This is a genomic window from Microbacterium altimontanum, assembly GCF_058349865.2.
This window is the reverse complement of sequence record NZ_JBYRJB020000004.1, coordinates 373,070-399,410: the sequence shown is the minus strand read 5'-3', so window position 1 is coordinate 399,410 and position 26,341 is coordinate 373,070. Positions and strand designations below refer to the sequence as shown.

Sequence of the window (26,341 nt, the reverse complement as noted above, 5' to 3'; positions counted from 1 at the left end):
AACCTGCTCAGTTGACGCGGCCGAGGTAGTCGCCGGTGCGGGTGTCGACCTTGACCTTGGTGCCGGTCTCGAGGAAGAGCGGCACCTGGATCTCGTAGCCCGTCTCGACGGTCGCGGCCTTCGTGCCGGCCGAGGAGCGGTCGCCCTGCAGGCCCGGCTCGGTGTAGGTGATCTCGAGGACGACCGACGCGGGGAGCTCGACGTACAGAGGGTTGCCGTCGTGCAGCGCGATCGTGACGAGCTGGTTCTCGAGCATGAAGTTCTTGGCGTCGCCGACGACGACGCCGGGGACGGTGAGCTGGTCGTAGTCGGCGGCGTCCATGAAGACGAATCCGTCGCCGTCGCTGTAGAGGTACGTGAAGTCGCGGCGGTCGACGTTCTCGATCTCGACCTTCGAGCCGGCGTTGAAGGTCTTGTCGATCGTCTTGCCGGAGACGACGTTCTTCATCTTCGTGCGCACGAACGCCCCGCCCTTGCCGGGCTTGACGTGCTGGAACTCCACGACGCTCCAGAGCTGGCCGTCGATCTTCAGGACGACGCCGTTGCGGATGTCTGCGGTGGATGCCATGTGTCAGTGTTCCGTTTCGTTCAGGGTTCTCGCGAGCACGGGTGCGCACGCACGTCCGGCGTGCGGCCGACAGTCGATTCTACGGGACGAGCGCGTCGTCGCGGGCTGGCGGCGGCGCGAGGGGCCGCGGTGCGGCCGGTCAGCCCTCCGCCTGCCCCGCGATGACATCGCACAGGAGGCCGACGGCGCGGCCGTATCCGGCGACCCCCTCCCCCACGACGTGCACGATGGCGACGTCGTTGACATAGGAGAACCGTCGGAACTCCTCGCGGGCGTTCACATCCGAGATGTGCACCTCGGCGACCGGGAGCGCGACGCCCGACAGCGCATCGCGCAGGACGACGGACGTGTGCGTCAGCCCTCCGGGGTTGATCACGATGCCGGCGCAGTCCGCACGCGCGTCGTGGATCGCGTCGAGCAGCACTCCCTCGTGGTTGCTCTGCACGGCGCGGACCTCGAATCCACGCCGTGCCGCGGCATCCATCGTGATCCGCACGACGTCGGCGAGCGTGTCGGTGCCGTAGATCTCGGGTTCGCGGGTGCCGAGCAGGTTGAGGTTCGGCCCGTTGACCAGCAGCAGGCGACGTGGCACGGTCACTGTCCCACCTCCTGGTATGCGGCGAACAGCAGCGACTCGTCGGGCGCCTGCATGACGGTCGGCTTGCCGATGTCGTCGAGCACGATGAAGCGCAGCATGCTGCCGCGGGCCTTCTTGTCGCGGCGCATCGTCGCGAGCAGCTGCTGCCAGGCGCCGGCGCGATACGTCGTCGGCAGACCGAGAGCGGTGAGGATGCGGCGATGCCGGTCGACCGCGTCGTCGGAGAGGCGGCCCGCCAGCCGGGACAGCTCCGCGGCGTACATCATCCCGACGCTGATCGCCGCGCCGTGGCGCCACTGGTAGCGCTCGGCGTACTCGATCGCGTGGCCGAGCGTGTGGCCGTAGTTGAGGACCTCCCGCAGGCCCGCCTCGCGCAGATCCTCCCCCACGACGCGCGCCTTCATGCCGATCGCGAGCTCCATGCAGCGGCGGAAGGCGTCGCTCGTCGGGTCGACGACCGCGACCGGGTCGGCCTCGATGAGGTCGAGGATCTCGGGGTGGGCGATGAACCCCGCCTTGACCACCTCGGCGAATCCCGCGGTGCGCTCGTTCGCCGACAGGGAGTCGAGCAGGTCGAGGTCGCAGATCACGGCTCTCGGGGGCCAGAACGCGCCGACGAGGTTCTTCCCCTCGTTCGTGTTGATCCCGGTCTTGCCGCCGATCGCCGCGTCGACCATCGCGAGCACAGTCGTCGGCAGCTGCACGACTGCGACGCCCCGCAGCCATGTCGCGGCGACGAAGCCGGCGAGGTCGGTCACCGCTCCGCCGCCGAACCCGACGATGACGTCGGTGCGGGTGAAGTCGGCCTGTCCGAGCACCTGCCAGCAGAACGACGCGACCTCGATGCGCTTGCCGGGCTCCGCGTCGGGGATCTCCGCGAGCAGCACCTGCAGGCCGGTCTCGCCGAGGTCCTCGCGCAGCTGCGCCGCGGCCGTCGCGAGGGACGGCTGGTGCACGATGAGCACCTTCTGCGCGCCGTCGGGAATCGCGTCGGGAAGGGTCTGGCGCAGGATGCCGCGCCCCACTGTGATGTCGTACGGGTGCTCGCCCGCCACCGTGATCACCGTGCGGTCCGTCATGATGTTCCTTCCCGGCGCGCGTCGCGCTGCGCCCATGCGTTGCCCACCCAGTCTGCGACCGCGGCGACGATGTCGCGAATGTGGCCGGCGGAGGTGTCGAACGTCACGTCGGCGAGCTGCGCGTAGAGGTCGGCGCGCTCCGCCGCCACCTGCGACCACCGCTCCATCGCGTCGTCCCCCTGCAGCAGGGGCCGGGCCGAGTTGCGGATTCGACCGGCGACGGTGCGCGGATCGACGGTCAGCAGCACGACCGGATGAGCGGCCAGATCGGCGCGCGTGTCGGGATGCAGGACCGCGCCGCCGCCCAGCGCGACGACGCCGTCGGTCTCCAGGGCCTCGCGCACCGCGTCGCGCTCGAGGGCGCGGAAGCGCTCCTCCCCGTCGTTGGCGAAGATGTCGGCGATCGGGCCGTGCGCGCGGGCGATCGCGATGTCGGTGTCGAAGAAGCCGACGCCGAGCGCCTTCGCCGTCTTGCGGCCGATGCTCGTCTTGCCGGCGCCCATCGGGCCGATGAGCACGACGCTGCGACCGGTCATGCGAGCGCGGTGTCGCTCGCCGCGGCGGTGCGCAGCGTCGGCGGGATCGCGGCGAGGTACGCGTCGAGGTTCCGCGCCGTCTCATCGACGCTGTCGCCGCCGAACTTCTCCAGCACGGCCTCCGCGAGCACGATCGCGACCATCGCCTCGGCCACGACGCCGGCGGCGGGCACGGCGCAGACGTCCGAGCGCTGATGGTGGGCCGAGGCGGTGTCGCCGGTCGAGACGTCGACGGTGCGCAGCGAGTGCGGCACCGTCGCGATGGGCTTCATTCCGGCGCGCACGCGCAGGAGCGTGCCGGTCGACATCCCGCCCTCCGTGCCGCCGGCGCGGTCGCTCGCGCGGGTGATGCCGGCCTCCGCCACGAACAGCTCGTCGTGCGCGGCCGATCCGCGCCGCCGCGTCGTCTCGAACCCGTCGCCCACCTCGACGCCCTTGATCGCCTGGATGCTCATGAGCGCCTGCGCGAGCCGTCCGTCGAGGCGCCGGTCCCACTGCACGTGCGAGCCGAGCCCGGGCGGCAGTCCGTACGCCAGCACCTCGACGATGCCGCCGAGCGTGTCGCCGGCCTTGCGGGCGTCGTCGACCTCGGCCACCATCCGCTCGCTGGTGGCGGCGTCGAAGCAGCGCAGCGGATCGGCGTCGAGTGCCGCGACATCGTCCGGCGCCGGCAGCGGGGCGTCGTCGGGCGTGCGCACCGGGCCGATCGACAGCGTGTGGCTGACCAGCCGGATGCCGAGCTCGCCGAGGAACGCCCGCGCGATCGCGCCGAGGGCGACGCGCGCGGCGGTCTCGCGGGCGCTCGCCCGCTCGAGGATCGGACGTGCCTCGTCGAAGCCGTACTTCTGCATGCCGACGAGATCGGCGTGGCCGGGCCGGGGTCGGGTCAGCGGCGCGCCCCGCCCGCGGGAGCGCTCGGTGAGCTCCACGGGCTCGGCGCTCATCACCTCGGTCCACTTGGGCCACTCGGTGTTGCCGATGCGCAGCGCGATCGGGCTTCCCATGCTCAGCCCGAAGCGCACGCCCGCCGAGATCGTGAGCTCGTCCTCTTCGAACTTCATGCGGGACCCGCGCCCGTAGCCGAGCTTGCGCCGGGCGAGGTCGGCCTGGATCGCCTCGCGTGAGACCGGGACGCCGGCCGGCAGTCCCTCCATCAGGGCGACGAGTTCGGGGCCGTGCGATTCGCCGGCGGTGAGCACGCGGAGCATCCTCCCAGTCTCCCATGCCCCGTGCGGCCGTCAGTCGTCGATGACGGATGCCCGCATCGCCGCCAGCACTGCCTCCTCGTCGGGAACCTCGAGGTCGGGTCGGCCTCCGCAGAACACGCGCACCTGCCGCAGCGCCTGGTGCACGAGCATCCCGATCCCGGGGACCGCCCGGCTCCCCTGCCGCTCCCACGCTCGGGCGAGCGCGGTCGGCCAGTGACCGTAGACGACGTCGTACAGGACGCCGCCGCGGGCGGCGAGCGTGTCGGCGGTCCCCTCGGCGACCTCCGCGCCGCCCGGCAGCGTCGCGAACGTGAGAGGCACCGGGTCGAGCGTGTCGGAGAGGGCGCCGGTCGTGACCGTCACGCCGAGCGACTCGCCCAGCGGGACGAGGGATGCCGCCGCCTGCGGACGCCGCGCGGTGACGTGCACGCGTCGTACGCCGAGCGCGGCGAGGCCGACGAGGGCCGATGTCGCGGTGGCCCCGGCTCCCACGATGCGGGCCGCCTCGATCCCGTCGAAGCCGTGCTCGCGAAGGTCGGCGGCGATGCCCCCGACGTCGGTGTTGAAGCCCTGCGGCCCGGTGTCGGAGAGCAGCAGCGTGTTCACCGCGCCCGTGAGGCGGGCGGCGTCGTCGAGGCTCTGGGCCGCGTCGCGTGCCACCCCCTTCAGCGGCATCGTCAGCGACAGGCCGCGCCAGCGTCCGTCGAGGCCGGCGAGGGCATCGGCGAACCCGGCGGCGTCCACCCGCCGGCGCCCGTACTCCCAGTCGAGGCCCAGCACCCGATAGGCCGCGGCGTGCAGACGCGGCGACAGACTGTGGTCGATCGGGTCGCCCCAGACGGCGAGACGGTCGCCTGTCAGCATCCCGAGTCCGGGTGCGTCGTGCACCACTGCTGCCACTGCGCGACGGCCTTCTGATGCTCGGCGTATGTCGTCGTGAACACCGTCTTGCCCGTGTCGAGGTTCACCGTGACGAAGTAGAGCCACGGGCCCGGAGTGGGATGCATCGCGGCGTCGATCGCCTGGTCGCCGGGGTTGGAGATCGGGCCGACCGGCAGACCGGTGTGCACGTACGTATTCCACGGGTTGTCGTCCTCGAGCGCCGCCTTGCTGGAGCTCGCCGTGCCGTCGTGCATCTCGCCGTAGCCGTACTGGGCGGTCGAGTCCATCTGCAGCTTGCCGAACGTCTCCTTGTTCGAGGGGTCGAGCCGGTTCTCGATGACGCGCGAGACCTTGTAGAAGTCCTTCTCCTCGCGTGCCTCGCGCTGGATGATCGACGCGATCGTGAGGATGCGCTCCCGGTCGGCCGCCGGCACGTTCGCCTCGTCGAGCGAGGCCACCGTGCGGTCGACCATGGTCTTGATCACGTCGCTCGCGGTCACGCCCGGCTGGAACTCGTACATCGCCGGGAAGAGCCATCCCTCGAGGGTCTTGGCCTTGACCCCGTACTTCGACGGCTCCTTGGCCGCGGCCTGGAAGTCGGCGAGCGGGATCTTCAGGGCATCGGAGAGACGCTTGAGGATGACGTCCTCGGTGAGCCCCTCCGGCAGCAGCGCCGAGTTCTCCAGCTTCGAGGCGGGGTCCTCGAGCGCCTTGAGCGCCGCCGCGGCGGTCATCTTCTTCTGCAGCTTGTAGACCCCCGGGTAGAAGGTCGGGCTCTGCCCGGAGCTGATGAGCATGTCGTAGAACACCGAGGAGGTCTTGGTGACGCCGGCCGCCGCGAGGGATTTCGACACCGAGGCGCCGTTGTCGCCCGAGACGATCGTCACGAGCGCCTCGCCCGTCGCGAGGCCCGGCTCGTAGTCCTTCGGCTCCTCCCAGCCCATGAAGGAGCGGATCTTGTCCTCGTACGTGTTCCACACGTACAGCCCGCCGGCGCCGATCCCGCCGAGCACGACGAGCACCACGGCGAACGCGATCCAGCGCGCGCGCCGCTTCTGCCGCTTCGACTTCTTCGGCGGCGGTGCGCCGAGCGCGTCGGTCGTCGCCGATCCCGTGAAGAGGTCCTCGAACGAGGGCCGGGCGGGCGCGGCCGGAGTGGCCTGCGGCTGCGGCGCGTCCTGCGCAGCCGCACGAGCGGCCGCCTCTCGCGCCGCGCGGCGCGACGGCGGGGGGACGTCGGTGGACACGTCGTTCGAACCACTGTCATCGGGCATTGTCAGGCGGGCTCCTGCGCTGGGGGGAGAAGGTCTCCGGCCGGGCGACCCGTACGCTTCTCGATGTCGATGGCGTGCTGGAGGAAGACCACAGCGGCGACCTGGTCCACAATGCTACGAGATGAACGCTGTGATCTGCCCGATCCGCGCAGAGCGGCGTGTGCGCTGACGGTGCTGAGCCGCTCGTCGACGAGGCGGACGGGCAGGGCGGATGCCACTGCCAGCGCCGCGGCGAACTCCCGGGCGTCCGTGGTCGACGGGGTGTCCTGCCCGCTCATGTTCAAGGGCAGTCCGACGATGAGTTCGAACGCGTGGTACTCGTGCGCGAGCTCGACGATGCGCGGGATGGGGTCGCCCTCGCGCGGCACCGTCTCGACGGGGACGGCGAGCATCCCGTCGGGATCGCACCGTGCGACGCCGACACGGGCCTTGCCCACGTCGACGCCGAGGCGCGCCCCCCGGCGGAAATCGCTCACGCGGCCTCCAGGCCCGCCCGCACCGCGGTCAGCGCCGCCGGCAGGGCCGCGGGGTCGGCGCCGCCGCCCTGTGCGACGTCGTCGCGTCCGCCGCCGCCGCCGCCGAGGGCCGCGGCGGCCGCCTTCGCGAGCGCGCCGGCCTTGACGCCGGCCGCCCGGGCCGCGTCGTTCGTGGCGACGATGACGACCGGACGGCCGCCTGCCACGCCGCCGAGTGCGACCACGGCGGCGTCGGCGCCGAGGCGCTCGCGCACCTGCAGGGCGAGCGAACGCACATCGTCGGCCGAGCCGACCGCGCCGACCGAGGCGGCGACGAGGCGCTGCCCTCCGACGCGTTCGGCGGCATCCGCGAGCGCCGGAACGCGCCCGGCGAGGGCCTGCGCCTCGAACGCCGCGATCTTCTTCTCCGCCGCCTTCAGCTGGGCGGTGAGGTCGGCGATGCGGGCGGGAAGCTGATCGCGCGGTGTCTTCAGCGTGCTGGTGAGCTGCGAGACGATGGTGCGCTCGGCGGCGAGGTCCCGGAACGCGTCGAGGCCGACGAGGGCTTCGACCCGGCGGTTCGAGGCGCCGACCGACGATTCGCCGACGAGGTTGATGAGGCCGACCTCGGCGCTCGAGGAGACGTGCGTTCCCGCGCACAGCTCTCGGGACCACGGGCCGCCGATGTCGACCATGCGCACGGTGTTCCCGTACTTCTCACCGAACAGCGCCATGGCGCCCAGCTCCTTCGCCTCGGCGAGCGGAAGGACGCGCGTGGTGACCTGCAGGTTGTCGCGGACGGCGTTGTTGGCGATCTCCTCGATCTCGCTCTTCGTCGCGGGCGACAGCGCCTGGCCCCAGGCGAAGTCGAAGCGCAGGTAGCCGGCGCGGTTGAGCGAGCCGGCCTGCGTGGCCGACTTGCCCAGCGTGTCGCGCAGCGCGGCGTGCACCAGGTGGGTCGCCGAATGCGCCTGTGCGGCGGCACGGCGGTTGGACGCATCCACCACACTCGTCGCCGGCTGGCCGACGCCGACCTCGCCCTGGGTGACCTCGACGGTGTGGCTGACGAGCCCGGGAACCGGCTTCTGCACGTCGAGGACCTCGAGCTCGTAGCCGGGGCCGACGATGGCGCCCTTGTCGGCGACCTGACCGCCCGATTCCGCGTACAGCGCCGTCTCGGCGAGGATGATCTCGGCGATCTGGCCCTGGCTCGCGTGCTGAGCCGGAACCCCGTCGACGAGGATGCCGAGCACCGTCGAGGGTGTCTCGAGATGGGTGTAGCCGGTGAAGACCGTCTCCCCCAGCGCCCGGAACTCGCGGTACACGCTCTGGTCTGCGAGGGCGCGCTTGCGCGAGCGGGCGTCGGCCTTGGCGCGCGCCTTCTGCTCCTGCATGAGGGTGTCGAACGCCGAGCGGTCGACATCGAGCCCCGCCTCCTGCGCGACCTCGAGCGTGAGGTCGATCGGGAAGCCGTAGGTGTCGTGCAGCAGGAACGCCTCCGATCCGCTGATGGCCGCCACGCCCGCCTTCTTCGTCTCGTCGATCGCGAGATCGAGGATCGTGGAGCCGGCGGCGAGGGTGCGCAGGAACGTCTCCTCCTCCGCGAACGCGTAGCGGGAGATCCGCGTCCAGTCGTCGGCGACGACAGGGTACGCATCCTTCATCGCGTCACGTGACGCGGCGAACAGCTCGGGGAAGGTCGCTCCCTCGACGCCGAGCAGACGCATCGCCCGCACGGTGCGTCGCATGAGGCGCCGCAGGATGTAGCCCCGGCCCTCGTTCGACGGGGTGACCCCGTCGCTCAGGAGCATGAGCGACGACCGCACGTGGTCGGCGATCACCCGGAAGCGCACGTCGTCGCCGTGCTCGGCGCCGTAGCGGCGTCCGCTGAGCTCGACGGCGCGGTCGAGCACGGGCCGCACCTGGTCGATCTCGTACATGTTCTCGACGCCCTGCTTGAGGAACGCGACGCGCTCCAGGCCCATCCCGGTGTCGATGTTCCGCTTGGGCAGGGGCCCGACCACATCGAACTCGGTCTTCGACCGCACGTTCGTGATCTGCTCCTGCATGAACACGAGGTTCCAGATCTCGGTGAAACGGCTGTCGTCGACGGCCGGACCGCCGTCACGGCCATAGGCCGGTCCCCGGTCGACATAGATCTCGGAGCAGGGGCCGCCCGGCCCGGGCTGGCCGGTGTGCCAGTAGTTGTCCTCTTTGCCCATCCGCTGGATGCGCTCGTCCGGCAGGCCGGCGATCCGCTTCCAGAGCCCGGCGGCCTCGTCATCGTCGTCGTAGACGGTCACCCAGAGGTCGCGCTCCGCGAAGCCGAGCCCGCCGTCGGCTTCCGCACTGGTCAACAGCTCCCAGGCGTAGCCGATCGCACCTTCCTTGAAGTAGTCGCCGAACGACCAGTTGCCGAGCATCTGGAAGAACGTGCCGTGGCGGGCGGTGTGCCCGACCTCCTCGATGTCGAGGGTGCGGATGCACTTCTGCACGTCGGCGGCGCGCGGGTACGGCGCGGGAACGAGCCCGTTGAGGTAGGGGATGAAGGGCACCATGCCGGCGATCGTGAACATGATCGACGGGTCGTCGCTGACGAGCGAGGCGGACGGGACGATGACGTGGTCGTTCTTCTCGAAGTACGAGAGGTAGCGCTGGGCGATCTCAGCGGTCTTCATGCGGTTCTTTCATGGATCGGATCGCGCAGGGCAAGGCTCTGCGCGCAGCAGGGGGAAGCGCCGGGGCGGGCGGGCGGAGGGGGTTCAGGCGCCGGCGGCGGCGTCCTTGACGGCGGCGGACACCGCATCGGTCGCGCTGCGCGCGGCGTCGGCCGCGGCATCCTTCGCCTCACTCACGGCCGAGGAGAGCCGCGTCTCCTGCTCGCGGTAGGCGTCGCCGATGCGATCGGTGAACTCGGCGATGCGGGCGTCGATCTCGGCGAGCACCTCGCGACCGCGGGGGTCCTTGTTCACGTAGTGGGCGAGCACGAAACCGCCGGCCACACCGAGCAGGAGCAAGAGGAGCTTCTTCATGTCATCCCTTCCGCGCGCGCGGGCGGCGGCGCGACCTTCCCCATCGTAGGCGGAAATGCCGGAAGGGCGTCGGGTCGCCCCGACGCCCTTCCGGACATACCGCGGATGCGCGGACCGGTCAGATCCGGATCAGCGGCCCGAGTAGTACTCGACGACGAGCTGCACGTCACACGTGACGGGCACCTCGGCGCGCTTCGGGCGACGCACGAGGCGCGCCTGCAGCTTGTCGAGCTCGACCTCGAGGTAGCCGGGAACCGGGGGAAGAACCTCGGCGTTGCCGCCGGCGGCTGCGACCTGGAACGGCTCGGTGCCCTCGCTGCGCTGCTTGACGTGGATGAGCTGGCCCGGCTTCACGCGGAACGACGGGCGATCGACGATCTGGCCGTCGACCATGATGTGCCGGTGCACGACGAACTGGCGGGCCTGCGCGGTCGTGCGGGCGAAGCCGGCGCGGACCACGAGGGCGTCGAGGCGCATCTCGAGCAGCTCGACGAGGTTCTCACCCGTCAGGCCGTCCTGGCGCTTGGCCTCCTTGAAGACGATCTGCAGCTGCTTCTCGCGGATGCCGTACTGCTCGCGCAGACGCTGCTTCTCGCGCAGGCGGACGGCGTAGTCGCTGTCGGCCTTGCGCTTGGTGCGGCCGTGCTCGCCGGGGCCGTAGGGGCGCTTCTCGAGGTAGCGCGCGGCCTTCGGGGTGAGCGCCACGCCGAGGGCGCGGGAGAGGCGGACCTTGCGGCGGTCCTGGGACTTCGTGACCACGAAGCGTTCCTTCCATGACGCGGCCGTGTCTTTCACGGCTCGCGGACGTATCCCCCGCTCTTCGCCCATCCGGACTGCACGCCGGGGCACGCCGGAAGGTCTTGATCAGAAGAGGGAGATGCCCGGAAACACGGTTTCGAGCCGCTCAAGTCTAGCAGAGCCCGATCCGAGTCACTCTCCGAGGATGCGACGGATCTTCTCGAGGCGGGCCTGGACGTCGCGCTCGGCGCCGCGCGCCTTCGGCTCGTAATACCGCCGCCCGCGCAGCTCGTCGGGGAGGTACTGCTGGGGCGCCACGCCGATCTCGCTGTCGTGCGGGTACACGTAGCCCTTGCCGTGGCCCAGCCGCTTCGCTCCGGGGTAATGCGCGTCGCGCAGGTGCACCGGAACGCGCCCGAACCCCCCGCCGCGGACGTCGGCGATGGCCTTGTCGATCGCCAGATACGCCGCATTCGACTTCGCCGTCGTCGCGAGGTACGCGGTCGCCTCGGCGAGGGGGATGCGTCCCTCGGGCATGCCGATGAACGCGACGGCGTCGGCCGCGGCCACGGCGATCTGCAGCGCCTGCGGATCGGCGAGGCCGATGTCCTCCGCCGCGGAGATGACGAGGCGACGGGCGATGAAACGCGGGTCCTCCCCCGCCTCGATCATCCGCGCGAGGTAGTGCATCGCGGCGTCGACGTCCGACCCGCGGATCGACTTGATGAAGGCGCTGATCACGTCGTAGTGCTCGTCGCCCTGCCGGTCGTAGCGCAGCAGCGCCTTGTCCACCGCCTGCGCGACGTGCTCGGCGGTGACCGTCGGCGCGGCGCCCGCGTCGTCGTCGGGCTCCTCATCCTCGTCCTCGCCGTCCCCCGGCTCCTCGACGGCGGGGACGGCGAGGGATGCGGCAGCCTCGAGCGCCGTCAGCGCCCGCCGCGCGTCACCCGACGACAGGCGCACCAGCGCCGTGCGCGCCTCGTCGGACAGCGTCACCGCGCCGGCGAGCCCGCGCGGGTCGTCCACCGCGCGATCGACGAGGAGCGCGAGGTCGTCGTCGGTGAGCGGCTGCAGCGTGAGCAGCAGGGAACGGCTCAGCAGCGGCGAGATCACCGAGAACGACGGGTTCTCGGTGGTGGCGGCGATGAGCACGACCCAGCCGTTCTCCACGCCCGGCAGCAGCGCATCCTGCTGCGCCTTCGTGAACCGGTGGATCTCATCGAGGAAGAGGATCGTCGACTGCCCGTAGAGATCGCGCTGATTCAACGCATCCTGCATCACCTCGCGCACGTCGCGTACGCCGGCGGTCACCGCCGAGAGCTCGACGAACCGACGTCCCGACGACCGGGCCACCGCCTGCGCCAGCGTCGTCTTGCCCGTGCCGGGCGGCCCCCACAGGATCACCGAGACGGTGCCGGCGGCCGTCGCATCGCGGTCAGCGAGCTTCACCAGCGGCGAACCCGGGCGCAACAGGTGCCGCTGACCGGCGACCTCGTCGAGCGAGGTCGGACGCATCCGCACCGCCAACGGCGTCTGGCCGGAGAACAGCGCGGAAGGACGGGTCACCCCCTCAGGCTATCGAGAGCCCCTGACCTCGCGCCGTGCGACGTGGGCTTTGTCGGCTCATATCCGGCGCCCTTAGGATCGTCCCTGCCCGACACCGGGCAGTGACGACGTGGGATGGAGGCGCCGTGGCGGCGAGCAGGGACAGGGATGCCCGCATCCGGCGCGAGCGGGCGCGCGCGTACGAGGCGCGTCTGCAGCTGAACGCACAGCGGGCGCGACGACGGGTCCGCGACAACGTGATCGGCGGCATCGCGGGCGGCATGCTGCTGATCGGCATCGTCGGTGCGCAGACCGCGTACTACACCGCGGGACCGGGCAAGCCCGCCCCCGCACCGAGCACGACCCCGACGCCCACCGTGACGACGCCGGCTCCCGCCGTGACGACACCGGTGCCGAGCGCGACACCGTCGCCCGCGACGACACCGTAGGCGGCGGGGAGGTCGTACTAGGCTGGTGACCCGTCCATTCCCCCCGCAGACGGCGCGAGCCGTGATGAGGTGCACCCCGTGACTGCCGACGCAGAGAACACCCCCGTGACCCCGCCCGTTCCGGGCCCGCGACCCGCCGCGGTGCCGAAGCCCGGCCCCGCGGCGAACAAGCCCGGTCCGGCGCCGAGCACGCCCAGCGACGAGCCCTGGGGCCGCGTCGACTCCAGCGGTGTGGTGTCGGTGCGCGAGGGCGGGAGCTGGCGTGTCGTCGGCGAGTACCCCGACGGCACGCCTGACGAGGCGCTCGCGTACTTCGAGCGGAAGTTCGCCGACCTCGCCGGCGAGGTGTCGCTCCTGGAGGCGCGGCACCGTGGGGGCGGCGCCTCAGCGGCCGACCTGCGCACCACCGCCACCGCGCTGCGCGAGAAGACCGTCGACGCGACCGCCGTGGGCGACCTCGCCGGCCTGCAGCAGCGCGTGGACGCGCTGCTCGCCGAGCTCGAGGAGTCCGCTGCCGCGGAATCGGTCGCGGCCCGGGAAGCGGTCGATGCCGCGATCGCGGAGCGCACCGCGCTCGTCGAGCAGATGGAGCAGCTCGCGGCGCGCGACCCCAAGTCGGTGCAGTGGAAGCAGACGACCGCCCAGGTGAACGAGCTGTTCGAGCAGTGGCAGTCGCAGCAGAAGAACGGTCCGCGGCTGCCCAAGTCGGCGGGACAGCGCCTGTGGAAGCGGTTCCGCGACGCCCGCGCGACCATCGAGAAGCATCGCCGCGACTTCTACGCCGAGCTCGACGAGACGCACAAGGACGCCCGCACCCGCAAGACGACGCTCATCGAGCGGGCGGAGGCGCTCGCGCCCAAGGGCGAGGACGGCATCGCCGCCTACCGCGACCTGCTCGACGCGTGGAAGAACGCGGGCCGCGCCGGAAAGAAGGCCGACGACGCGCTGTGGGCGCGGTTCAAGGCCGCCGGCGATGCGCTCTACGGCGCGCGCGCCGAGCGCGAACAGGCCGACGCCGAGGCGTCGCGGGAGAAGATCGACGCGAAGCGCGCGCTCCTCGACGAGGCGGCACCGATCGTCGACGAGCCCGACCTCGGCAAGGCGCGTGCGGCGCTCACGGGCATCCAGCGCCGGTGGGACGAGATCGGACGCATCTTCCCCCGCGACAAGGAGCGGGCGCTCGACGACGAGCTGCGCAAGATCGAGCAGAACGTCCGCGGGCGCGAGGACGCCGACTGGAAGCGCAACAACCCGGAGACCAAGGCGCGCGCGAACGACATGACGCGCCAGCTCACCGAAGCCATCTCGAAGCTGGAGCAGGAGCTCGCCGCCGCCGAGGCGTCGGGCGACAAGCGGGCGATCGCGAAGGCCGCGGAGGCCCTCGAGGCACGCAGGGCCTGGCTCAAGGCCGTCGGCGGCTGACGGGTTCTCCACAGACCCGGCCGGCCCGCGCCACGCGGGGTCCGGGTGGGGCACACTGCCGTGTATGGCATCGCCCCACCTCTACTTCGCCGGCGACCGCCTCTCGCAGGCCGAGCTGACGGCGGCGTGCCTGGACGGTCATCTCGTCGCGGTCGACGAGGCGTTCATCCCGGCCGACGCCGTCGAGACGCCGGCGCTGCGCGCGGCATCCCTTCATCCCCTGCTCGGCGAGGCGCTCGCGGCCACCCACCTCAGCGCCGCGTGGATCCACGGGGCGCTCTGCGCGCCGCCGGCCCGGCACCGCGCGCAGCGCGTCTGTGCGCGACGACTCCACCACATCATCGACCGCAGACTGGACTACCGCGACCGCCGGCTGCCCCCGGGTGACGTCATGGTCGTCGGCGGAGTCGCCGTCACCGTTCCGGACCGCACGCTCGCCGACCTGGCGCGTGTACCCGATGCCGATCACGAGCACGCCGCCCGCATGATGGCGAGCACGGGCGTCGCCGACGTGGCGGCGGCGGTCGCCCGCCTCACCGCATCCGGTCCCCTGCAGAACAAGCGCGTCGCCCTCGCCCTGCTCGAGGAGATCGCCGCGGCACAGCCGGCGGATCAGCCCGAGGTCACCCGGTAGACGTCGTATACGGCCTCGATCCGCCGCACAGCGTTCAGGACGCGGTCGAGGTGCACCGTGTCGCCCATCTCGAACACGAAGCGGCTGATCGCCAGCCGGTCGTCGTTCGTGGAGACCGTGGCGGAGAGGATGTTGACGTGGTGCTCGCTGAGCACGCGCGTCACGTCGCTGAGCAGCCCCGACCGGTCGAGCGCCTCGACCTGGATCTGCACGAGGAACACGCTCTTGGTCGTCGGCGCCCATTCGACGTCGATGAGCCGCCCGGGGTCGGACATCAGCGACTTCACGTTCGTGCAGTCCGCGCGGTGCACCGAGACGCCGCTGCCGCGCGTCACGAACCCGACGATCTGGTCGCCCGGGACCGGAGTGCAGCACTTCGCGAGCTTGACGAGGATGTCGGGCGCCCCGCGCACGAGGATCCCGGAGTCGCTGCCGCCGCGGTGCGACCGCGGCTTGCCGCCGTGCGGGGGAAGATCGATCGGGCCGGTCGCCGCCTCGTTCACCGTGATGAGCGCCGTGACCTTCTCGAGCACCGACTGCGTGGAGACGTGGCCCTCGCCCACGGCCGCGTACAGCGCCGACACGTCCTCGTAGCGCAGCTGCTGGGCGACCTCGGCGAACGAGTCCTGGTTCATCAGGCGCTGCAGCGGCAGGTTCTGCCGGCGCATCGCGCGGGCGATCGCCTCCTTGCCCTGCTCGATCGCCTCCTCGCGGCGCTCCTTCGTGAACCAGCCGCGGATCTTGTTCCGCGCCCGGGTGCTCTTGACGAAACTCAGCCAGTCCTGGCTGGGGCCGGCATCCGGGTTCTTCGAGGTGAACACCTCGACCACGTCGCCGGAGTGCAGCTCGGACTCCAGCGGAAGCAGGCGCCCGTTGACCTTCGCGCCCATCGTGCGATGCCCGACCTCGGTGTGCACGGCATAGGCGAAGTCGACGGGCGTCGCGCCGGCCGGAAGGCCGATCACACGGCCCTTCGGCGTGAAGACGTAGACCTCTTTCGCGCCGATCTCGAAGCGCAGCGAATCGAGGAACTCCCCCGGGTCGGCCGTCTCGGCCTGCCAGTCGGAGATGTGCGCGAGCCACGCCATGTCGGCGTCGGCGGCGCGGCTGTCGGCCTTGCCGGTGTTGACCCGCTCCTTGTACTTCCAGTGCGCCGCGACGCCGTACTCGGCCTGCTGGTGCATCTCATGCGTGCGGATCTGGATCTCGACGGTGCGGCCGCCGGGGCCGATCACCGTCGTGTGCAGCGACTGGTACAGGTTGAACTTCGGCGTGGCGATGTAGTCCTTGAACCGCCCCGGAAGCGGTGTCCACCGCGCGTGGATGGCGCCGAGCACGGCGTAACAGTCCCGCACGGTGTTCACGAGAACCCGGATGCCGATGAGGTCGTAGATGTCGTCGAACTCACGGCCTCGCACGACCATCTTCTGGTACACCGAGTAGAGCTGCTTCGGCCGGCCCATCACCTGGCCGCGGATGCGCAGGTCGCGCAGGTCGGCCTCGACGTCGCTGATGACGCTGTGCACGTACTGCTCGCGCTGCGGAGTGCGCTGCTTGACGAGGCTGTCGATCTCGGCGTACAGCTTCGGCTGGAGCACCGCGAACGACAGGTCCTCCAGTTCGGCCTTGATCGTCTGGATGCCGAGCCGATGCGCGAGCGGCGCATAGATCTCGATCGTCTCCGTGGCCTTCTTCTTCGCCTTCTCGGGCGGGACGAAGCCCCACGTGCGGGCGTTGTGGAGACGGTCGGCGAGCTTGATGAGGAGGACCCGGATGTCGCGCGACATCGCGACGATCATCTTCCGGACGGTCTCGGCCTGCGCGCTCTCGCCGTACTTGACCTTGTCGAGCTTGGTGACGCCGTCCACGAGCATCGCGACCTCGTCGCCGAACTCCATCGTGAGCCGGTCGAGCCCGTACTCGGTGTCCTCGACGGTGTCGTGCAGGAGTGCGGCGGCGACCGCGCGGGGCCCGAGACCGAGGTCGGCGAGGATCTGCGCGACGGCGAGCGGATGCGTGATGTACGGCTCGCCGCTCTGCCGCTTCTGGCCGGCGTGCGCCGCCTCCGCGGTGGAGTATGCGCGCTCGATGATCGACAGGTCGCCCTTGGGGTGGTGCGATCGCACCGTGCGGATCAGCTGCTCGACGTCATCGCGCCGCGCGCTGCGCGAGAAGATGCGCGGCACGAGGCGCCGCAGCGAGGAGCTCTGTCCCGCGGGGATGGTCTCGGCCATGGCTGCACCTCCTCCGCGTCGACTGGGCCAATTCTACGATGCCCCGTGCGCGCGGCATCCGGCGCGGCCCGGGGCGCTCCTCACACCGTGACGGCGGCCTGCGCGCGCGTCTTGCGCACCTTCGCGTCGTGCGCCTTGAGTGCCGGCTCGTTCTCCCGGAACAGCGAGTACAGCGGCGAGGCGACGAACAGCGTCGAGTACGCCGCGACGATGATGCCCACGAAGATCGACAGCGAGATGTCGCTGAGGGTCTGCGCACCGAGCCAGATCGCGCCGATGAACAGGATCGCCCCGACGGGCAGGATCGCGACGATCGTGGTGTTGATGGAGCGCACGAGCGTCTGGTTCACGGCGAGGTTCACCGACTCGGAGAACATCCGGTCGTTGTGCCCGCCGTCCTCATGCGTGTTCTCGCGGATCTTGTCGAACACGACCGTGGTGTCGTACAGGGAGTACGCGAGGATCGTCAGGAAGCCGATCACGGCGGCGGGCGAGATCTCGAAGCCGGCGAGGGCGTAGATGCCGATCGTGATGACGAGCACGTCCACCAGGCCGATGATCGCGGCGGCCGACATCTTCCAGGTGCGGAAGTACAGGGCGAGGATGAGGAAGGTCAGGGCGAGGAAGATCGCGAGTCCCCACAGCGACTGCCGGGTGACGTCGGCGCCCCAACTGGGACCGATGAAGGATGCCGTGACGTCGGCCTGATCGACGTGGAACTGCGAGGCGAGCGCGTCGCGCACCTCCTGCGTCTGCGCGCTGCTCATCTGGTCGGTCTGCACGCGCACACCGTCCGAGCCGACGGTGGTGACCTTCGTCGTCGCGTCCGGGACCACCGAGAGGACGGCCTTCGTCGCGGCATCCTGATCGGGGTTCGACACTCCGGAGACGGTGAACTGCGACCCGCCGGTGAACTCGATCGAGAACTGCACCGGCCGGAACAGCGGCACGAGCACCGATCCGACGACGAGGATCGCCGCGATGATGAACCACAGCCGCCGCTTGGAGACGAACGGGAAGGAGACCTTGCCCGAGTAGAGGTCGTTGCCGAACTGGCTCATGACGCCCATCAGTCCTCGGCTCCCTTCTTCGAAGAGTCGGTACTGCCGCTGCCGCGGGCAGCCAGCTCGGACTGCAGCTTGCGCTCGGCGATCGTCTGCCGGCGCTCCGCCTCACCGCGTGACCGGCCGGTGCGCCGCGCGGCGGCGCCCTTGACCTCCGCGACCGGTGCACGGAACTGCGCGCGCCCGCGGTACACGGCACCGAGCGCGTCGGGGTCGAGCCCCGAGAGCCGGTGCCCCTCGCCGAAGAAGCGGGTGCGGGCGACGAGCTGCATCACGGGGTGCGTGAACAGGATGAAGATCAGGATGTCGATCGCCGTCGTGAGACCGAGGGTGAATGCGAAGCCCTTCACCGTCGCATCCGCGAGGATGTAGAGCACCACGGCGGCGAGGATGTTGACGGCCTTCGCGATGTAGATGGTGCGCTTCGCGCGGCCCCAGCCGTCTTCCACCGCACCGGTGATCGACTTGCCGTCGCGCAATTCGTCCCTGATGCGTTCGAAGTAGACGATGAACGAGTCCGCGGTGAAGCCGATCGTCACGATCAGACCGGCGACACCCGCGAGCGACAGGCGGAAGCCCATGCGCCACGCGAGGATGCACAGCGCCGCCCACGTGATGACCGCCATGACCGCGAGGGACGCGATGATCACGAACCCGAGCGCGCGGTAGCTCACGAGCGAATAGACCGCCACCAGGGCGAGGCCGATGAGGCCCGCGATGAGGCCGATCTGCAGCTGCTGCGAGCCGAGGGTCGCCGAGATCGTGTCGGAGCTCACGACGGTGAAGCTCAGGGGCAGTGCGCCGTACTTCAGCTGGTCGGCGAGCACCTTCGCGCTCTCCTGCGTGAAGCTCCCCGAGATCGACGGCTGTCCGTCGGTGATGACGGCGTTCATCTGCGGCGCGGAGATGACCCTGCCGTCGAGCACGAACGCGAACTGGTCGCGCGGCGACTGGTTCTGCCCCTTCAGGGCGAACAGCCGCTGGCTCACGTCGGCGAAGGTCTTCGTGCCGTCGCCGTTGAACTTCAGCTGGACTTCCCACTGGCCGTTCTGCGAGTTCTGCCCGTAGGAGGCGTCGACGATCGACGATCCGTCAAGTTCGACGGGCCCAAGGATGTACTTGGCAGAGCCATCGTCGCTGCAGGTGATGAGCGGCTCGTCCTTGGGCTCGTTGGCCGGGTCGTTGTCCTTGCTGTTGCAGTCGTACGCGAGGAACTCGGCCTGCAGCTTGGGGGTGACCCAGCTCATGTCGCTGCCGTTGCTGGGCGACGCGGTCGGCGTGGACTGCAGCGTCGGCGCGGGAGTCGGGTACGGCGTCTGCTTGCCGTCGTCTCCGACGAACGACGTCGACGGTGCGCCCGTGTACAGCACGGCACGCAGCTGCAGCTGGGCGGAGGCCTCGATGCGCGCACGCGTCTCGTCGTCGGCCTGGCCGGGGATCTGCACGACGATCTGGTTGCCTGCCTGCGTCGTGATGTCCGACTCGCCGACACCCGACGCATCCACACGCTGGCGGATGATCGTCGCGGCCTGGTCCATCTGGTCCTGCGTCGGCGCCGATCCGTCAGGAGTCTTCGCCTGAAGGATGATCTGCGTCCCGCCCTGCAGGTCGAGCGCGAGCTCCGGGACCCACGACGCCTCCTTGAACGCATACACGCCGAGCGCGTTGATGCCGAACAGCACGGCGATGACGATGACGAGGCCCAGCAGGGCGCGCCAGGCGTGCCGGACAGGAGTCGATGTGGCCACGGAGGGTCAGCTTTCTCGCAGAAGGACGGGTCAGGCCTCGGGGGTGTCCTTCTTGTCGGACTGCTCGCTCTGCGCGCGCAGACGCTCGGCGGTCTCGTCGGCCGTCTCCACGCGCGGTGCGTCGTCGGCGGGGACCTCGTCGGCGGCGACGGCGGGCTCGTCCGTGGGGGTGATCACGCGCAGGATGGCCTGGCTGTGCACCTTGATGTCGACACCCGGCGCGATCTCGACGACGGCGGGCTGGTCGAGGTTGTCGGGGTCGTACGAGACGATCGTGCCGTACAGGCCGCCCTGGAGCAGCACCTCTGCACCGGGGACGGTCTGACGGGCCTTCGCCTCCTGCTCGGCCTTCTGCTTCGCCATCCGGCGCCGGGAGCTCCAGAACATGAAGACGAGGAGGATCACCAGGAGGATGATCAGACCGTACTGCTGGAAGAACTGAGCCATGAGGCGGCAGGCACCTTTCGAAAGCGGCGCGCCAGGGCGGCGCTGCCGGAGGATTGGGGGGAAAGCCTTCAGCGATTATAGGTCATCGAGGTTCAGGGCCCCGTCCGCGTGCCGCAGGCCCAGATGGGCGTAGGCCGCCGGCGTCGCGACGCGCCCGCGCGGCGTGCGCCCCATGTAGCCGATCCGGACGAGGTACGGCTCGACGACCGACTCGATCGTCTCGGCCTCTTCGCCGACAGTGACGGCGAGGGTGTTCAGGCCGACCGGGCCGCCGTGGAACCGGCGGATGAGGGCGTCGAGCACTGCACGGTCGAGGCGGTCGAGCCCGATGGGGTCGACGTCGTAGAGCTCGAGGGCGGCGTCGACCTGTGCCGTGTCGACGGCGTTCGTCGCAGATCCCGAGCCGTGCACGATGACGTAGTCGCGCACGCGGCGCAGCAGGCGGTTGGCGATGCGGGGGGTGCCGCGGGAGCGCCGGGCGATCTCGGCCCGCGCCTGTGCCGGCAGCTCGATCTCCAACATCGTGGCAGAGCGGCCGACGACCTGCTCGAGCTCTTCGGGTTCGTAGTACTCGAGGTGAGCGGTGAACCCGAACCTGTCGCGCAGGGGATTGGGCAGGAGGCCTGCTCGCGTGGTCGCTCCCACGAGCGTGAACGGTGCGAGGTCGAGCGGGATGCTCGTGGCGCCGGCGCCCTTGCCGACCATGATGTCGATGCGGAAGTCCTCCATGGCGAGGTAGAGCATCTCCTCGGCGGAGCGCGCCATGCGGTGCACCTCGTCGATGAACAGCACTTCTCCGGGGGTGAGGCTCGACAGCAGTGCTGCGAGGTCGCCGGCGTGCTGGATCGCCGGGCCGCTCGACAGCCGCAGGGCGCGCCCGCTCTCATGGGCGACGATCATCGCGAGGGTCGTCTTGCCGAGGCCGGGAGGGCCGGCCAGCAGGATGTGGTCGGCGGGGCGCTGCTGGATGCGTGCGGCGTCGAGCAGCAGCTGGAGCTGTCCGCGCACCTTCTGTTGGCCGATGAACTCCTTCAGTGACGAGGGGCGCAGTGCCCCCTCGATCGCGAGCTCCGACTCGTCCTGCGCCTGGGGGTCGAGGTCATCCACGGCCGGCCCCCGTCCGTGCCGGGCCCAGGTGTGCGAGCGTCAGGCGGAGCAGGGCGGGCACGTGCGCGCGGTCGGCGGGCGACGCATCCGCTGACACCGCCTCCACAGCTTCGGCCGCCACCCGCTCCGACCAGCCGAGTCCGACGAGTGCGGTCACGACCTGCCCGCCGACGCCGTCGGGAGCGGCATCCGGCGCGGGCGCCGCCGCGGGAGGCGCGAGCTTTCCCGTCAGCTGCACCACGATGAGCTTCGCGGTCTTCGGGCCGATGCCCGATACGCGTCGGAACGGTGCATCGTCATCGTCGGCGACGGCCTGGGCGATCTGGTCGACGCTCATCGCCGACAGCACTCCGAGCGCGGACTTCGGGCCGACGCCGGTGACGCCGAGCAGGATCGTGAACAGCGCGCATTCGGCACGCTCGGCGAAGCCGTAGAGCGAGAGCGCGTCCTCGCGGACGATGAGCGTCGTGTGGAGCTGCAGCTGCTCCCCCACGCGCGCCGCGCGCGCGACATCCGGCGTGACCGCCACCGAGAACCCCACGCCGCCCACGACGAGTTCGACGAGGTCGGGGCCGGTGTGGAGCACGGAGCCGTGCAGCGAGGAGATCATGAGCCAAGCCTAGGGGGGTTCTCGGACGTTTGTTCGATCGACACGCGCGCTCACCGCCGGGCGACGCGCTCCGCTGCCGCCCAGGCACGCTGCGCGGGAGTGAGCCCGGAGGTCTGAGCCGCCGGGGCGTTGATATCGCCGCGGCGCCACGCGTGGCAGAGCGCGAGGGCGAGCGCGTCGGCGGCGTCGGCGGGCTTCGGCAGCTCGTCGAGCCGCAGAACCCGCGCCACCATCGTCTGCACCTGCAGCTTCTCGGCATTGCCGTACCCCGTGATGGCGGCCTTGACCTCGCTGGGGGTGTGCGTGGCGGCGGGGATGCCGTGCTCGGCGGCGAGCAGGAGGGCGACGCCGCTCGCCTGCGCGGTTCCCATCACGGTGCTGCGGTTGTTCTGCGCGAAGACGCGCTCGACGGCGAGCACATCGGGCCGGTGCTCGGCGAGCACCTCGCGGATGCCGGCTGCGATCGCGGCGAGCCGCCGTTCGATCCGGGAATCGAGGGGCGAGCGGATGACGCCGACATGGACGAGGCGTGCCGAGCGGTCGGGAGCCACGTCGACGACGCCGACGCCGCAGCGAGTGAGGCCGGGGTCGATCCCGAGCACGCGCAGTCGTCGGCTCATCCTTCAACCGTACGCAGAGCGAAGGCGCACGTCGGTGATCGACGCGCGCCTTCGTTCACGGGGTCAAGTTCAGTCGTCCTGCTCGAGCTCCGCCTGCACCTCGGCTGAGAGGTCGAAGTTGCTGAAGACGTTCTGCACGTCGTCGCTGTCCTCGAGTGCGTCGATGATGCGGAACACCTTGCGAGCGGTCTCGGCGTCGACCTCGACCTTGAGCGACGGCACGAACTCGACGTCGGCGGATTCGTAGTCGATCCCGGCGTCCTGGATGGCGGAGCGCACGGCGACGAGGTCGGATGCCTCGGTGATGACCTCGAACCCCGACGGATGCGGTTCGACCTCCTCGGCGCCGGCCTCGAGCGCTGCCATCATCACGTCGTCCTCCGTCGTGCCGTCGCCCGAGACGACGAGGACGCCCTTGCGGGTGAAGTTGTACGAGACGCTGCCCGGGTCGGCGAGGGTGCCGCCGTTGCGCGTGAGGGCCGTGCGCACCTCGGCGGCGGCGCGGTTCTTGTTGTCGGTGAGGCACTCGATCAGGAGGGCGACGCCGTTGGGACCGTACCCCTCGTACATGATCGTCTGGTAGTCGACCGACTCGCCGGAGATGCCGGCACCGCGCTTGATCGCGCGGTCGATGTTGTCGTTGGGGACCGAGGTCTTCTTGGCCTTCTGCACGGCGTCGTACAGGGTCGGGTTGCCGGCAAGGTCGGCGCCGCCGATCTTCGCTGCGACTTCGATGTTCTTGATGAGCTTGGCGAACGACTTGGCACGACGCGCGTCGATGACGGCCTTCTTGTGCTTGGTCGTCGCCCACTTGGAGTGGCCGGACATGCTGACAAGTTTACGGTGTCGGCACCGGCGGGCGTGCGAGGGGCCGTGGCGGCGGAGCGATCCCTCGGTCAGCTCGCGAGCTTGACGAGGGTGCGCAGGTTCCGGTTCGTCGTGGTGCGCTTGTACACCGCGCGCGAGAGCACCTTCGCGAAGGGCGTGCTGACCGTGGTGCCCTTGACGGGGTTCCAGTAGACGACGCCGTCGCCGGGCTGCACCGGGTCGACATCGGGGTCCAGTCCCTGGGCGGCGGCGGCGAGGTCGTCGACGACGGCTGAGTCGGAGGCGAAGACGACATACGGATGTCGCGCGGGGTCGTCGGCATCGAAGGGGAACGCGTCGATCGCGTCCTGGAGCTCCTCGAGGGTCACGAGCACGATCCAGGCGTCATAGTCGAAGCACTCGCGCAGCGCGGCCTCGATCCCGTGCTTCAGTGCCGAGCGTCTGGCGGGCCCTTCAGGCGCCTCGAACCTCACATTGCCGCTTGCCAGCACCGTGCGCACGGCGTCGAACCCGAGCGTCGTCCGGAAGAGCTCGGCGAGGTCGGCCGACCGGATCGAGATGCCGTTCACGTTCACCCCGCGCAGGAGGGCCACCCACCGTGTCATGCCCCGAGGTTACGGGCTCGCGCGCTCGTGTGTCTCAGACGGACGCCGGCTCGCCTGGAGGGATCATGCGCCGCGACCGGAAGGCTGCGCACACGAGCGAGCCGCCGCTACGTCGCCTCAGAAGGGTGCGGGGTCGCGTTGGAGTGCCTCACGCATGGCGTGTCTGTGTTTCGGGTCTGGGTGGAGCAGCGCGGTCATCTGGAATCTCACCGTGCCGGGTGGTCGAGTGAGGTGGGTGCGGCGAGTGGGCGCAGTCCACCGCAGGATCCCGCCGCCGAGCTGCTCCACCGACCAGTCGGTCTCGTGTTTCACGGTGTGATGGCGTTTGCACAGGTGCTCGAGGTTGCACAGGCACGTCGGACCACCCTCCGCGTACGCGATCGTGTGATCGATATCGCAGTTCTGGACGGGACGCCGGCATCCCGGGAACCGGCACTGCTGGTCCCGCACCTGTAGGTACAATTTCTGCTTCTTCGTGGGTCGGTACCGGTCGACGCTGATCGGCACCCCGGTGGACGGGTCGGTGAATACCCGTATCCACGTCGGCGCTATCCCGGCGAGCTGCTTCGCGGTGTCATCATCGATGGGTCCGAACCCCGCGACGGCGGCCCCACCGATCCTGGTACCGGCGAGGGTGGTGGCGGGGACTGTCACCTGCACGGTGGGTGAGATGGCGCCGAGCGCGCTTCGTGCTTGGTCGGTGGCGCCGTGGCCTTCGGGGACGCTGGTCAGCAGCAGGTCGCAGAACACGTCGGCCATGATCTGCGCCTGCGTCCGCTCATCAAACACCGGCGCCTCGGCCGCAGCATCCGTGGTGTCCGCGTGGCCGGCTGCATGGCTGCCATCCGCGCCGCTTGCCACATGGGCGGCATCCGCGTCGCCGCTGTCGCCGTCGACAGGCGTGTCACCTGCGGCGGTCGCGGCGTCACCGGCCTCCGTCGTGGCGCCGCGGGCGTCGGCCATCACCCTCGCATCTGCTTCCGCTTCCGCCTTCGCAATGGCGGCGGCTTCGGCGTCGGCCTTCTCTGCCTCGTTCTGTGCGTACAGTTCGGCGGCCATGTCCCGCAAACGGTTGAACAGTCCGACGCCTTGCGCGGTAGGGACGTCGGCGGTGATCCGGGACAGTCCCGGCTCCAGTTCCCGCACCGTGACCTTGCGGCGCTTGACGGCTTCGCGTACCCGCTGTTCGGTTCCTTCCGGGTCCAGCCGCTGCACCAGCCCGTCCAACGCGGGCCGCAGCTGCCCGGGGGTCATCTCCGCCGCCATATCGAGGGCGACCGCCTCGTACTCGCGGCGGACCGTGTCATCCTCGATCACCGCACCGGTGTCCGCGATCACCATCGCATGCTCGGGTGAGATCTGGCCGCAGGAGGCGTCATAGAGGGTTTCGTAGAACTGGTTCGTGAGCGTCCACGCGGTGGACACCTTCCGCGCTACCTGCCACTCACTCAACCGCAGAGAGGCGGCGACCCCGGCGAAGATCTCCCGCATGCCCAGCTGCGTCGCGTGGGTGATCGCACCGTCGCGGGCACCGCGTTCCCGTTCCCGGCGTTCCACCAGGCCCGCGACGCGTTCGAAGAAGAACATCTCCGCCGCGAACGCCGACGCCGCCCGCTCGCGACAGTGGGAGAGGTGATCGACGATCTCATCCAACTCGGAGATCACCGGAGACAGACCCGCGCCCGGTGTCGACATCGGTGCCACCTCCTCGTAGAGATCCTCCTGATCGGTACTTCCAGTGTACCGAACACGCGTTCGATCTGCAAGGATCTTCTTGCCCCGAGATCCTGCCTGAAGTGGCGAAGCAAGGCAGTCTCGTCGTCCACCTTCACCGCCACCGCGAGAGGTCGCTGGCCTTCCCAGATTCGTACATAGCATCATCCATCCTGAGCGTTCTTTATGCCCTGGCATCTCCCAGACATGACGAACCTCCCCAGCCCGGACACCCCCCATCCCAAGCCAGCGGAGAAGCGAGCCGAATCCCAGCGCACGCACGCACCACCGGGCTTGCGACCCACCTCCCCCGTGGCACGGCGCCACGCCCCCTCACCCCTCGGAGGAAGAACGTCCAGCTCTCTCCCGCGCCGCGTCGAGCAGGAGCTGATGGAACCGCGTCTCGCCGTTCATCTCGGGATGGAAGGACGTGCCGATCAGGTCGCCCTGCCGTACGGCGACGACGGTGCCGTCGTCGAGACTCGCGAGGGTCTCGACCTCCGGCCCCGTCTCTTCGACGAGCGGTGCCCGGATGAACACCGCGTGCACCGCGGGCGCACCGACGGCCGGCACATCGAGGTGCGTCTCGAACGACTCGACCTGGCTGCCGAATGCGTTCCGGCGCACTGTGACGTCGAGACCGCCGAGCGTCTGCTGACCGACGATGCCGTCAGCGATGCGGTCGGCGAGCATGATGAGCCCCGCACAGGTGCCGTACACAGGCAGCCCCGCGGCGATCGCGCGCCGCAACGGCAGCTGCACGCCGAACGTGCGCGACAGCTTGTCCATGACCGAGGACTCACCGCCGGGGATCACCAGGCCGTGCAGCCCGCCGAGCTCGCGCGCCCGGCGCACCGCGACGGTCTCGGCGCCGAGGCCGTGCAGGACGTGCATGTGCTCGCGCACGTCGCCCTGCAGCGCGAGCACGCCGATCCGCACCACGGT

26 protein-coding genes are annotated in these 26,341 nt (G+C 70.3%); 3 read left to right on the top strand and 23 right to left on the bottom strand.

Annotation, left to right across the window (positions count from 1 at the left end; genetic code table 11):
* Nucleotides 1–7: 7 nt before the first annotated feature.
* The 12 genes from efp to AC3RX1_RS09305 all read right to left on the bottom strand — a co-directional run bounded on the left by efp (nt 8) and on the right by AC3RX1_RS09305 (nt 11,936).
* Nucleotides 8–568: an elongation factor P gene (gene efp / locus AC3RX1_RS09360; protein ID WP_491500956.1), complete on the bottom strand. Its 561-nt coding sequence runs from the start codon at nt 566–568 to the stop codon at nt 8–10.
* Between the two features lie 139 nt (nt 569–707).
* Entirely contained in the window at nt 708–1,166 is a 459-nt protein-coding gene (locus tag AC3RX1_RS09355; protein ID WP_491500955.1) for a type II 3-dehydroquinate dehydratase, read from the bottom strand.
* Complete coding sequence (gene aroB / locus AC3RX1_RS09350; protein ID WP_491500954.1) at nt 1,163–2,245, bottom strand: 3-dehydroquinate synthase; 1,083 nt, start codon at nt 2,243–2,245, stop codon at nt 1,163–1,165. Before aroB ends, AC3RX1_RS09355 begins: the two co-directional genes overlap by 4 nt.
* Complete coding sequence (locus tag AC3RX1_RS09345) at nt 2,242–2,781, bottom strand: shikimate kinase (RefSeq protein WP_491500953.1); 540 nt, start codon at nt 2,779–2,781, stop codon at nt 2,242–2,244. The genes aroB and AC3RX1_RS09345 overlap by 4 nt, the downstream gene beginning before the upstream one ends.
* The gene (gene aroC, locus AC3RX1_RS09340) at nt 2,778–3,989 is read right to left on the bottom strand and encodes a chorismate synthase (protein ID WP_491500952.1); all 1,212 of its coding nucleotides are present in this window, start codon (nt 3,987–3,989) and stop codon (nt 2,778–2,780) included. Before aroC ends, AC3RX1_RS09345 begins: the two co-directional genes overlap by 4 nt.
* A gap of 30 nt (nt 3,990–4,019) precedes the next feature.
* Nucleotides 4,020–4,877, bottom strand: a complete 858-nt coding sequence (locus AC3RX1_RS09335) for a shikimate dehydrogenase (protein ID WP_491500951.1) — start codon at nt 4,875–4,877, stop codon at nt 4,020–4,022.
* On the bottom strand, nt 4,847–6,145 hold the full coding sequence (gene mltG / locus AC3RX1_RS09330; RefSeq protein ID WP_491500950.1) for an endolytic transglycosylase MltG: 1,299 nt from the start codon (nt 6,143–6,145) through the stop codon (nt 4,847–4,849). Before mltG ends, AC3RX1_RS09335 begins: the two co-directional genes overlap by 31 nt.
* Before the next feature lie 2 nt (nt 6,146–6,147).
* Nucleotides 6,148–6,621, bottom strand: coding sequence for a Holliday junction resolvase RuvX (ruvX, locus tag AC3RX1_RS09325; protein WP_491500949.1), 474 nt, complete (start codon nt 6,619–6,621; stop codon nt 6,148–6,150).
* The gene (alaS, locus tag AC3RX1_RS09320) at nt 6,618–9,278 is read right to left on the bottom strand and encodes an alanine--tRNA ligase (protein ID WP_491500948.1); all 2,661 of its coding nucleotides are present in this window, start codon (nt 9,276–9,278) and stop codon (nt 6,618–6,620) included. The genes ruvX and alaS overlap by 4 nt, the downstream gene beginning before the upstream one ends.
* 84 nt (nt 9,279–9,362) lie before the next feature.
* Nucleotides 9,363–9,632, bottom strand: coding sequence for an ATPase (locus tag AC3RX1_RS09315; RefSeq protein ID WP_491500947.1), 270 nt, complete (start codon nt 9,630–9,632; stop codon nt 9,363–9,365).
* A gap of 129 nt (nt 9,633–9,761) precedes the next feature.
* Nucleotides 9,762–10,391, bottom strand: a complete 630-nt coding sequence (gene rpsD, locus AC3RX1_RS09310; RefSeq protein ID WP_491500946.1) for a 30S ribosomal protein S4 — start codon at nt 10,389–10,391, stop codon at nt 9,762–9,764.
* Between the two features lie 171 nt (nt 10,392–10,562).
* Nucleotides 10,563–11,936, bottom strand: a complete 1,374-nt coding sequence (locus tag AC3RX1_RS09305) for a replication-associated recombination protein A (RefSeq protein WP_491500945.1) — start codon at nt 11,934–11,936, stop codon at nt 10,563–10,565.
* Nucleotides 11,937–12,061: 125 nt separating this feature from the next.
* On the opposite strand from AC3RX1_RS09305, the gene AC3RX1_RS09300 reads away from it, so the two are divergent.
* The 3 genes from AC3RX1_RS09300 (at nt 12,062) to AC3RX1_RS09290 (ending at nt 14,420) form a co-directional block, all read left to right on the top strand.
* On the top strand, nt 12,062–12,364 hold the full coding sequence (locus AC3RX1_RS09300; protein WP_491500944.1) for a dioxygenase: 303 nt from the start codon (nt 12,062–12,064) through the stop codon (nt 12,362–12,364).
* A 78-nt stretch (nt 12,365–12,442) separates the two neighbouring features.
* A complete protein-coding gene (locus AC3RX1_RS09295; protein ID WP_491500943.1) occupies nt 12,443–13,786 on the top strand; it encodes a DUF349 domain-containing protein in 1,344 nt (447 codons plus the stop codon).
* 64 nt (nt 13,787–13,850) lie between these two features.
* The gene (locus AC3RX1_RS09290) at nt 13,851–14,420 is read left to right on the top strand and encodes a type IV toxin-antitoxin system AbiEi family antitoxin (protein WP_491500942.1); all 570 of its coding nucleotides are present in this window, start codon (nt 13,851–13,853) and stop codon (nt 14,418–14,420) included.
* On the opposite strand, the gene AC3RX1_RS09285 is transcribed toward AC3RX1_RS09290, so the two are convergent.
* The 11 genes from AC3RX1_RS09285 to pdxT all read right to left on the bottom strand — a co-directional run bounded on the left by AC3RX1_RS09285 (nt 14,399) and on the right by pdxT (nt 26,338).
* The gene (locus tag AC3RX1_RS09285) at nt 14,399–16,654 is read right to left on the bottom strand and encodes a RelA/SpoT family protein (RefSeq protein WP_491500941.1); all 2,256 of its coding nucleotides are present in this window, start codon (nt 16,652–16,654) and stop codon (nt 14,399–14,401) included. The two genes, AC3RX1_RS09290 and AC3RX1_RS09285, sit on opposite strands and share 22 nt — an antisense overlap.
* Before the next feature lie 80 nt (nt 16,655–16,734).
* The gene (secF, locus tag AC3RX1_RS09280; protein WP_491500940.1) at nt 16,735–17,724 is read right to left on the bottom strand and encodes a protein translocase subunit SecF; all 990 of its coding nucleotides are present in this window, start codon (nt 17,722–17,724) and stop codon (nt 16,735–16,737) included.
* Entirely contained in the window at nt 17,724–19,466 is a 1,743-nt protein-coding gene (secD, locus tag AC3RX1_RS09275; RefSeq protein WP_491500939.1) for a protein translocase subunit SecD, read from the bottom strand. The genes secF and secD overlap by 1 nt, the downstream gene beginning before the upstream one ends.
* Before the next feature lie 30 nt (nt 19,467–19,496).
* On the bottom strand, nt 19,497–19,913 hold the full coding sequence (locus AC3RX1_RS09270) for a preprotein translocase subunit YajC (RefSeq protein WP_491500938.1): 417 nt from the start codon (nt 19,911–19,913) through the stop codon (nt 19,497–19,499).
* Between the two features lie 75 nt (nt 19,914–19,988).
* Nucleotides 19,989–21,020, bottom strand: coding sequence for a Holliday junction branch migration DNA helicase RuvB (gene ruvB / locus AC3RX1_RS09265; protein WP_491500937.1), 1,032 nt, complete (start codon nt 21,018–21,020; stop codon nt 19,989–19,991).
* Nucleotides 21,013–21,630: a Holliday junction branch migration protein RuvA gene (ruvA, locus tag AC3RX1_RS09260; protein ID WP_491500936.1), complete on the bottom strand. Its 618-nt coding sequence runs from the start codon at nt 21,628–21,630 to the stop codon at nt 21,013–21,015. The genes ruvB and ruvA overlap by 8 nt, the downstream gene beginning before the upstream one ends.
* A 50-nt stretch (nt 21,631–21,680) precedes the next feature.
* Nucleotides 21,681–22,250 (bottom strand): crossover junction endodeoxyribonuclease RuvC, encoded by a 570-nt coding sequence (ruvC, locus tag AC3RX1_RS09255; protein ID WP_491500935.1) that lies wholly within the window; start codon nt 22,248–22,250, stop codon nt 21,681–21,683.
* 69 nt (nt 22,251–22,319) lie between these two features.
* Nucleotides 22,320–23,078 (bottom strand): YebC/PmpR family DNA-binding transcriptional regulator, encoded by a 759-nt coding sequence (locus AC3RX1_RS09250; RefSeq protein WP_491500934.1) that lies wholly within the window; start codon nt 23,076–23,078, stop codon nt 22,320–22,322.
* A 68-nt stretch (nt 23,079–23,146) separates the two neighbouring features.
* Nucleotides 23,147–23,683, bottom strand: a complete 537-nt coding sequence (locus AC3RX1_RS09245; RefSeq protein ID WP_491500933.1) for a DUF1697 domain-containing protein — start codon at nt 23,681–23,683, stop codon at nt 23,147–23,149.
* 117 nt (nt 23,684–23,800) lie between these two features.
* On the bottom strand, nt 23,801–25,678 hold the full coding sequence (locus tag AC3RX1_RS09240; RefSeq protein WP_491500932.1) for an HNH endonuclease signature motif containing protein: 1,878 nt from the start codon (nt 25,676–25,678) through the stop codon (nt 23,801–23,803).
* A gap of 51 nt (nt 25,679–25,729) precedes the next feature.
* Entirely contained in the window at nt 25,730–26,338 is a 609-nt protein-coding gene (pdxT, locus tag AC3RX1_RS09235; protein WP_491500931.1) for a pyridoxal 5'-phosphate synthase glutaminase subunit PdxT, read from the bottom strand.
* Nucleotides 26,339–26,341 lie beyond the last annotated feature (3 nt).

Bases quoted from the DNA above. Each gene is read 5' to 3' on its own strand.
- aroC (WP_491500952.1), bottom strand. From the start codon at position 3,989: ATGCTCCGCGTGCTCACCGCCGGCGAATCGCACGGCCCCGAACTCGTC.
- secF (WP_491500940.1), bottom strand. From the start codon at position 17,724: ATGGGCGTCATGAGCCAGTTCGGCAACGACCTCTACTCGGGCAAGGTC.
- aroB (WP_491500954.1), bottom strand. From the start codon at position 2,245: ATGACGGACCGCACGGTGATCACGGTGGCGGGCGAGCACCCGTACGAC.
- AC3RX1_RS09345 (WP_491500953.1), bottom strand. From the start codon at position 2,781: ATGACCGGTCGCAGCGTCGTGCTCATCGGCCCGATGGGCGCCGGCAAG.
- ruvC (WP_491500935.1), bottom strand. From the start codon at position 22,250: ATGAGCCGACGACTGCGCGTGCTCGGGATCGACCCCGGCCTCACTCGC.
- AC3RX1_RS09245 (WP_491500933.1), bottom strand. From the start codon at position 23,683: ATGACACGGTGGGTGGCCCTCCTGCGCGGGGTGAACGTGAACGGCATC.
- AC3RX1_RS09290 (WP_491500942.1), top strand. From the start codon at position 13,851: ATGGCATCGCCCCACCTCTACTTCGCCGGCGACCGCCTCTCGCAGGCC.
- AC3RX1_RS09285 (WP_491500941.1), bottom strand. From the start codon at position 16,654: ATGGCCGAGACCATCCCCGCGGGACAGAGCTCCTCGCTGCGGCGCCTC.
- alaS (WP_491500948.1), bottom strand. From the start codon at position 9,278: ATGAAGACCGCTGAGATCGCCCAGCGCTACCTCTCGTACTTCGAGAAG.
- AC3RX1_RS09250 (WP_491500934.1), bottom strand. From the start codon at position 23,078: ATGTCCGGCCACTCCAAGTGGGCGACGACCAAGCACAAGAAGGCCGTC.
- ruvA (WP_491500936.1), bottom strand. From the start codon at position 21,630: ATGATCTCCTCGCTGCACGGCTCCGTGCTCCACACCGGCCCCGACCTC.
- mltG (WP_491500950.1), bottom strand. From the start codon at position 6,145: ATGCCCGATGACAGTGGTTCGAACGACGTGTCCACCGACGTCCCCCCG.
- efp (WP_491500956.1), bottom strand. From the start codon at position 568: ATGGCATCCACCGCAGACATCCGCAACGGCGTCGTCCTGAAGATCGAC.
- AC3RX1_RS09315 (WP_491500947.1), bottom strand. From the start codon at position 9,632: ATGAAGAAGCTCCTCTTGCTCCTGCTCGGTGTGGCCGGCGGTTTCGTG.
- AC3RX1_RS09270 (WP_491500938.1), bottom strand. From the start codon at position 19,913: ATGGCTCAGTTCTTCCAGCAGTACGGTCTGATCATCCTCCTGGTGATC.